Raw genomic sequence first — 6,670 nt, 5'->3', positions numbered from 1 at the left:
ATATGGAAGCACGGTAACGTGTGGAGTTGACTGGTGCTGATAGGCCGAGGACTTGCTCACAAAGATTGCTACGCACCCACTATACGGTATCTGAGACAGCAACCAGGTGATGGTTGTTGTTGATAAGTGAAGATGATCGCGTGTCGATTATCGACGCCTCACGAGTTTCCCACCTGTGGGTGGGGTTGAGGGTTGTCGGTGGCGATGGCGGGGAGGGTCCGCCCGGTCCCATTCCGAACCCGGTAGCTAAGCTCCCCAGCGCTGATGGTACTGCACTCGACAGGGTGTGGGAGAGTAAGACACCGCCGACACACTATTTGAGAAGGGCCTCTTTTTCTTCTGGTTACCGGAAGAAAAAGAGGCCCTTCTTCTATTTCGGTGCCCGCTTACACCACCGCACGGCAAGCGCCTCGGCTGTGATGCGGACTACAGTCGGGGTGTGGACCATGCCAAGCTCACCAGCGACCAGCGCACGCTGAAGCCTCGCAGCAGCGAGGTGACCGAAGGAATGGAGCGGGCGGCGGCGCGCGGGATGTTGCGCGCCGTCGGCATGCAGGACGCCGACTTCGCGAAGCCCCAGATCGGGGTGGCTTCCTCGTGGAACGAGATCACCCCGTGCAACCTCTCGCTGCAGCGTCTGGCGCAGGCGGCGAAGGAAGGCGTGCACGAGGCCGGCGGATATCCGATGGAGTTCGGCACGATCTCCGTCTCCGACGGCATCTCGATGGGGCACGTCGGAATGCACTACTCCCTGGTGTCCCGGGAGATCATCGCGGACTCCGTCGAGACCGTGATGGAAGCCGAACGGCTGGACGGTTCTGTGCTGCTCGCGGGCTGCGACAAGAGCCTGCCGGGCATGCTGATGGCCGCGGCGAGGCTGGACCTGGCGTCGGTGTTCGTCTACGCCGGCTCGATCCTGCCGGGCCGTGTCGACGACCGCGAGGTCACCATCATCGACGCCTTCGAAGCGGTGGGGGCGTGCGCGCGCGGCCTCATCACGCGCGCCGAGGTGGATCGCATCGAGCGCGCCATCTGTCCGGGCGAGGGCGCCTGCGGCGGGATGTACACCGCGAACACCATGGCCTGCGCGGCCGAGGCGCTCGGCATGTCGGTGCCCGGGTCGGCCAGCCCTCCGTCGGTGGATCGGCGTCGTGACGCGGGTGCTCGCGAGGCCGGTCGGTTGGCGGTCGGCATGCTGGCCCGGCAGCTGACCGCTCGGCAGATCCTGACGAAGGAGGCGTTCGAGAACGCGATCGCGGTGACGATGGCCTTCGGCGGATCGACCAATGCGGTGCTGCACCTGCTCGCCATCGCCCGGGAGGCCGAGGTCGACCTGCGACTGGACGACTTCAACCGGATCGGCGATCGCGTGCCGCACCTGGCCGACGTCAAGCCCTTCGGCCGGTACGTGATGCCTGCGGTGGACCGGATCGGCGGCGTGCCGGTGATGATGAAGGCCCTGCTCGATGCTGGCCTGCTGCACGGCGACTGCATGACGGTGACCGGCCGCACCGTTGCGGAGAACCTCGCCGAACTCGATCCGCCGGACCTCGATGGCGAGGTGCTGCACCGGCTTTCGAACCCGATCCACCCCACCGGCGGGCTGACCATCCTGCGCGGATCGCTCGCGCCCGACGGCGCGGTGGTCAAGAGCGCGGGTTTCGACTCGACGAGTTTCGACGGCACGGCGCGCGTTTTCGACGGCGAGCAGGGTGCCATGGATGCCGTGGAGGACGGCACGCTGAAACCCGGCGATGTGGTCATCATCCGCTACGAGGGGCCGCGCGGCGGGCCGGGCATGCGGGAGATGCTCGCGGTGACCGGTGCGATCAAGGGTGCCGGACTGGGCAAGGACGTGCTGCTGGTGACGGACGGCCGATTCTCCGGCGGCACCACGGGATTGTGCATCGGGCACGTGGCGCCGGAGGCGACCGACGGCGGACCGATCGCGCTGGTGCGGGACGGCGACCCGATCCGCCTCGACCTCGCCAATCGCACCCTGGACCTGCTCGTCTCCGACGAAGAACTCCTGCGCCGCCGCGAGAACTGGTTTCCGCCGGCGCCGCGGTTCCGCAAGGGCGTGCTCGGCAAGTACGCGAAGCTGGTCGGCTCGGCGGCGGAAGGAGCGGTTTGCGAGTGATCAGGTTCGCGGGCCCTGCTGCGGCCGGGCCTGGAGCTGTTCCGCCATTTCCTTGGTGATCCGAGACGTCGTGCCGCACCAGGTGCAGGTCAACGCGTACCGGGTGCTGGTAGGGAACAGCGGGATGAAGAACAGCGTGAACTTGGTGATGCCCTTGTTGAGGGTCGTCGCGTACGTGCCGCGGCAGCCCGGGCAGGTGAGCTGCAGGCTGGCCAGCCGCTGGACCCTGCTCCGGAATCCCCAGATGATCACGCTTTCCTCCCCGGTGCGGTGTGTGATCGCCAGCCGACGTTAGGGCCGGCCGGGATTCGAGCGGGGCGGGTTGCTCGATCGTCGATGAGTGGGAGTGCTCACATCGAAGCGAACGGCCTGTTCGCGCCGCCTATCGGAGTGAACAGGCCGTTCGCTTTATGTCGCCGGGTTCAGTCCCAGGACAGGGAGCCGCCGGACTGGTATTCGATCACCCGGGTCTCGAAGAAGTTCTTCTCCTTCTTCAGATCCATGGCCTCCGACATCCACGGGAAGGGGTTGTCGGCCTCCGGGAACACCGGCTCCAGGCCCAGCTGGGCGCAGCGCCGGTTGGTGATGAAGTGCATGTACTGGGCGCAGAGCTCGGCGTTGATGCCGAGCAGCCCGCGCGGCATCGTGTCGCGCCCGTAGGCGATCTCCAGCTCGCAGGCCTCCGCCAGCATCCTCCGGATCTCCGCCTGGAACTCCTCGGTCCACAGGTGCGGGTTCTCCAGCTTGATCTGGTTGATGCAGTCGATGCCGAAGTTCAGGTGGATCGACTCGTCGCGCAGGATGTACTGGTACTGCTCGGCGATGCCGACCATCTTGTTCCGCCGGCCCAGCGCGAGGATCTGCGCGAACCCGGTGTAGAACCACATGCCCTCGAAGATCACGTAGAACGCCACGAGGTCGCGCAGGAATGCCTGGTCGGCCTCGGTGCTGCCGGTGGCGAAGTCGGGATCTTCCAGGCTGCGGGTGTACTGCAGCGCCCAGGCGTCCTTGTCGGCGATCGACGGGATCTCGCGGTACATGTTGAACAGCTCGCCCTCGTCGAGGCCGAGGCTTTCGCAGATGTACTGGAAGGTGTGGGTGTGCACGGCCTCTTCGAAGGCCTGGCGCAGCAGGTACTGGCGGCACTCGGGGTTGGTGATGTGCCGGTAGACGGCGAGCACGATGTTGTTGGCCACCAGGGATTCCGCGGTGGCGAAGAAGCCGAGGTTGCGCTTGAGCAGCAGGCGCTCGTCGGCGCTGAGCCCGTCGGCGGACTTCCACAGCGCGATGTCGGCCTGCATCGAGATCTCGGTGGGCATCCAGTGGTTGTTGCAGCCCGCGAGGTACTTCTCCCAGGCCCAGCCGTACTTGAGCGGGAGCAGCTGGTTGACGTCGGCGCGAGCGTTGATCATCGCCTTGTCGCCGACGGCGACGCGGCCGCCGGAGCGGTCGATCTCGCCGAGCCCGGCGGAAGTGTTCGGCTGGGTGGTGGTCATGCGCTGGTGCTCCAGAACGGTGATGCGGACAGTTTCAGCGAAACTGCGATGGGTGACTGGGGATGGTGTGGCCGGCGGAGCCGCCGCGCGCGAAGGTTCCCGATTTCAGGCAAAATCGGGAACCTTCGGCCCGCGGCCGGGCGTCCGGTGTCAGGCAGGGCCGGTATCGGCCGGCCGGCTCGTTCTCACTGGCAGGCTTCGCAGTCGGGGTCTTCGACCGAGCAGGCCGCGCCGGCCGACGCGGTCGGGATCTCCGAAACCGGGACCGCGGTCGGGACGGCGTTGAGCTTGCCGTCGGTGCCGCGCAGGGTGCTCTTCTCCACGTGGGTCGCGCTGGTGGAGCGCAGGTAGTACGTGGTCTTCAGGCCCTTGTGCCAGGCGAGCCGGTAGAGCTCGTCGAGCGTGCGGCCGCTGGGCCGGCTGACGTAGAGGTTCAGCGACTGCGCCTGGTCGATCCACTTCTGCCGACGCGCCGCAGCCTCCACCAGCCAGCGCGGTTCGATCTCGAACGCGGTGGCGTACAGGTCCTTGAGCTCCTGTGGGATCCGCTCGATCGGCAGCAGGCTGCCGTCGTGGAACTTCAGGTCCGCGACCATCGCCTCGTCCCACAGCCCGGCCCGCTTCAGGTCGGCGACCAGGTGCGGGTTGACCACGGTGAAGTCGCCGGACATGTTCGCCTTGACGTACAGGTTGCGGTAGACCGGCTCGATGGACTGGTTGACGCCGCAGATGTTGGAGATCGTGGCGGTCGGCGCGATGGCCATCACGTTGGAGTTGCGCATGCCGTCGCGCACCACCCGCGCCCGCAGCGCCTCCCAGTCCAGTGTGGACGATAGGTCCAGGTCGACGTCGCCGTCGCGGGCCTCGGCGAGCAGTTCGAGCGAGTCGATCGGCAGGACGCCGCGGCTCCACAGCGACCCGTCGAAGGACTCGTAGCGGCCGCGCTCGGCCGCGAGCGCGCTGGACGCGGCGATGGCGTGGTAGCTGATCTGCTCCATGCTGCGGTCGGCGAACTCCACCGCGGCATCCGACGACGCCGGGATGCGCTGCACGAACAGCGCGTCCGCGAAGCCCATCAGCCCCAGCCCGACCGGCCGGTGCCGCAGGTTGGACCGGCGCGCCTCGGGGATCGTGTAGAAGTTGATGTCGATGACGTTGTCCAGCATCCGCACGGCGATGCGGGTGGTGCGCTCCAGCTTCTCGGCGTCGATGCCGTCGGCGGTGACGTGCCGGGCCAGGTTGATCGACCCGAGGTTGCACACCGCCACCTCGTCGGTGCTGGTGTTCAGGGTGATCTCGGTGCAAAGGTTCGAGGAGTGCACGACGCCGTTGTGCTGCTGCGGTGAACGCAGGTTGCACGGGTCCTTGAAGGTGATCCAGGGGTGGCCGGTCTCGAAGAGCATGGTCAGCATCCGCCGCCACAACTCCACCGCTCGGACCCGCTTGAACACCTTGATCTCGCCGCGGTCGGCGGCCTGCTCGTAGGCGCGGTAGCGCTCGGCGAACGCCCGGCCGTAGAGGTCGTGCAGGTCCGGGGTCTCGTCCGGGGAGAACAGCGTCCACTGCCCGTCGGCCTCGACGCGGCGCAGGAACTCGTCGGGCACCCAGTTCGCCGTGTTCATGTCGTGGGTGCGGCGGCGGTCGTCGCCGGTGTTCTTGCGCAGGTCGAGGAACTCCTCGACGTCGATGTGCCAGGTCTCCAGGTACGCGCACACCGCGCCCTTGCGCCGGCCGCCCTGGTTGACCGCCACGGCGGTGTCGTTGGCGATCTTCAGGAACGGCACCACGCCCTGCGACTTGCCGTTGGTGCCGTTGATGTGGGCGCCGATGCCGCGCACCGGCGTCCAGTCGTTGCCCAGCCCGCCGGCGTACTTCGAAAGCAGCGCGTTGTTGCTGATCGAGTGGAAGATGCCGGACAGGTCGTCGTCCACAGTGGTCAGGAAGCAGGACGACAGCTGCGGCCGGGTGGTGCCGGCGTTGAACAGCGTCGGCGTCGAGCACATGAAGTCGAACGACGACAGCAGGTGGTAGAACTCGATGGCCCGGGCCTCGCGGTCGTCCTCGCGCAGCGCGAGGCCCATTGCGACCCGCATGAAGAACGCCTGCGGCAGCTCGAACCGGGTGCCGTCGTGGTGCAGGAAGTAGCGGTCGTAGAGGGTCTGCAGGCCGAGGAAGCCGAAGGTCAGGTCGCGTTCCGGAGCCAGCGCGCCGCCCAGTCGCGCCAGGTCGAAGGTGCCCAGCTCCGGGTCTAGCCGGTTCAGCTCGATGCCGCGCCGCACGTAGTCGGCGAAGTACTTCGGGTAGCGGGCGCGCATCTCCTCCTGGTCGGCCTCCTGCGGCTCGCTGAGGAAGCTCAGCGCCTCGCGCCGCATCCGGTCCAGCAGCAGCCGGGCGGTGACCTGCGAGTAGTTCGGTTCGGTCTCGATCAGCGTGCGCGCCGCCATGACCTGGGCCAATGCGAGCTCGTCGTCGCTGATGCCGGTGTAGCCGGTGCGTCGCACCTCGTCGAGCACGGCTTCCGCGGACACGCCGGACAGCCCGGCGCAGGCTTGGTGGACCACAGTGGACACGCGGGTCCAGTCGTTGAGTGTCGCCGTCACGGGCTCTCTCCCTCGCGAGCTCGGCGGACCACGACGGCGCGCGAGGAGACCCGGCGGCGGCAGCCGCTGGTCGTCCGCGCAGACCCGCCCTCGAGGTCCCGGACTGCACGCTTCGCGCGTGCACCGGCGGCAGGTCTTCGGACTCACGGGCGGCCTAGTGGTCGCGGCTTCCCAGGCTGCTCGCCCAGTGCTCTACCCGCTGCCGTTTCGGCAGTCGGGTCACGACGTTCGTTCCCGTTCACCGCTGCGGGGCAGTCCCGGATTCGCACCGGGTTCCCTCTTGCCTCACCGGATGCCTCCGGTGAACCACCAGCGATCGACACACTACATGTTGGGTTCAGAGACGGCGTGCATGGGCAGATAACGGCGTGGCGCGGTACCGGTCGACAGTCCGGGCGCATTGCCCGAGACTGGGCGGCCGAGGGCTGGCGAAA

General features: G+C 67.5%; 4 protein-coding genes, 1 rRNA gene and 1 riboswitch. Of the genes, 2 read left to right on the top strand and 3 right to left on the bottom strand.

The window, feature by feature from the left end; translation table 11 throughout:
- Positions 1–194: 194 nt before the first annotated feature.
- Positions 195–311, top strand: a 5S ribosomal RNA gene (rrf, locus tag AB0I53_RS02470).
- A gap of 128 nt (positions 312–439) precedes the next feature.
- Positions 440–2,140 (top strand): dihydroxy-acid dehydratase, encoded by a 1,701-nt coding sequence (gene ilvD / locus AB0I53_RS02465; protein WP_358595202.1) that lies wholly within the window; start codon positions 440–442, stop codon positions 2,138–2,140.
- Here the strand turns inward: ilvD and AB0I53_RS02460 are convergent, their stop codons facing one another.
- The 3 genes from AB0I53_RS02460 to AB0I53_RS02450 form a co-directional block, all read right to left on the bottom strand.
- Positions 2,141–2,392, bottom strand: a complete 252-nt coding sequence (locus tag AB0I53_RS02460; protein ID WP_358595199.1) for a zinc-ribbon domain-containing protein — start codon at positions 2,390–2,392, stop codon at positions 2,141–2,143. It lies immediately after the preceding gene.
- Between the two features lie 170 nt (positions 2,393–2,562).
- Positions 2,563–3,651 carry a ribonucleotide-diphosphate reductase subunit beta gene (locus AB0I53_RS02455; RefSeq protein ID WP_358595237.1) on the bottom strand — a complete coding sequence of 363 codons (1,089 nt, stop codon included), beginning with the start codon at positions 3,649–3,651 and terminating at the stop codon, positions 2,563–2,565.
- A 170-nt stretch (positions 3,652–3,821) separates the two neighbouring features.
- On the bottom strand, positions 3,822–6,236 hold the full coding sequence (locus tag AB0I53_RS02450; RefSeq protein ID WP_358595196.1) for a ribonucleoside-diphosphate reductase subunit alpha: 2,415 nt from the start codon (positions 6,234–6,236) through the stop codon (positions 3,822–3,824).
- A gap of 110 nt (positions 6,237–6,346) precedes the next feature.
- A riboswitch (cobalamin riboswitch) is annotated at positions 6,347–6,562 on the bottom strand.
- Between the last annotated feature and the right edge of the window lie 108 nt (positions 6,563–6,670).

This window comes from Saccharopolyspora sp. NPDC050389 (genome assembly GCF_040655595.1).
GTDB lineage: Bacteria > Actinomycetota > Actinomycetes > Mycobacteriales > Pseudonocardiaceae > Saccharopolyspora.
This window is presented reverse-complemented; position numbering and strand designations above follow the sequence as displayed.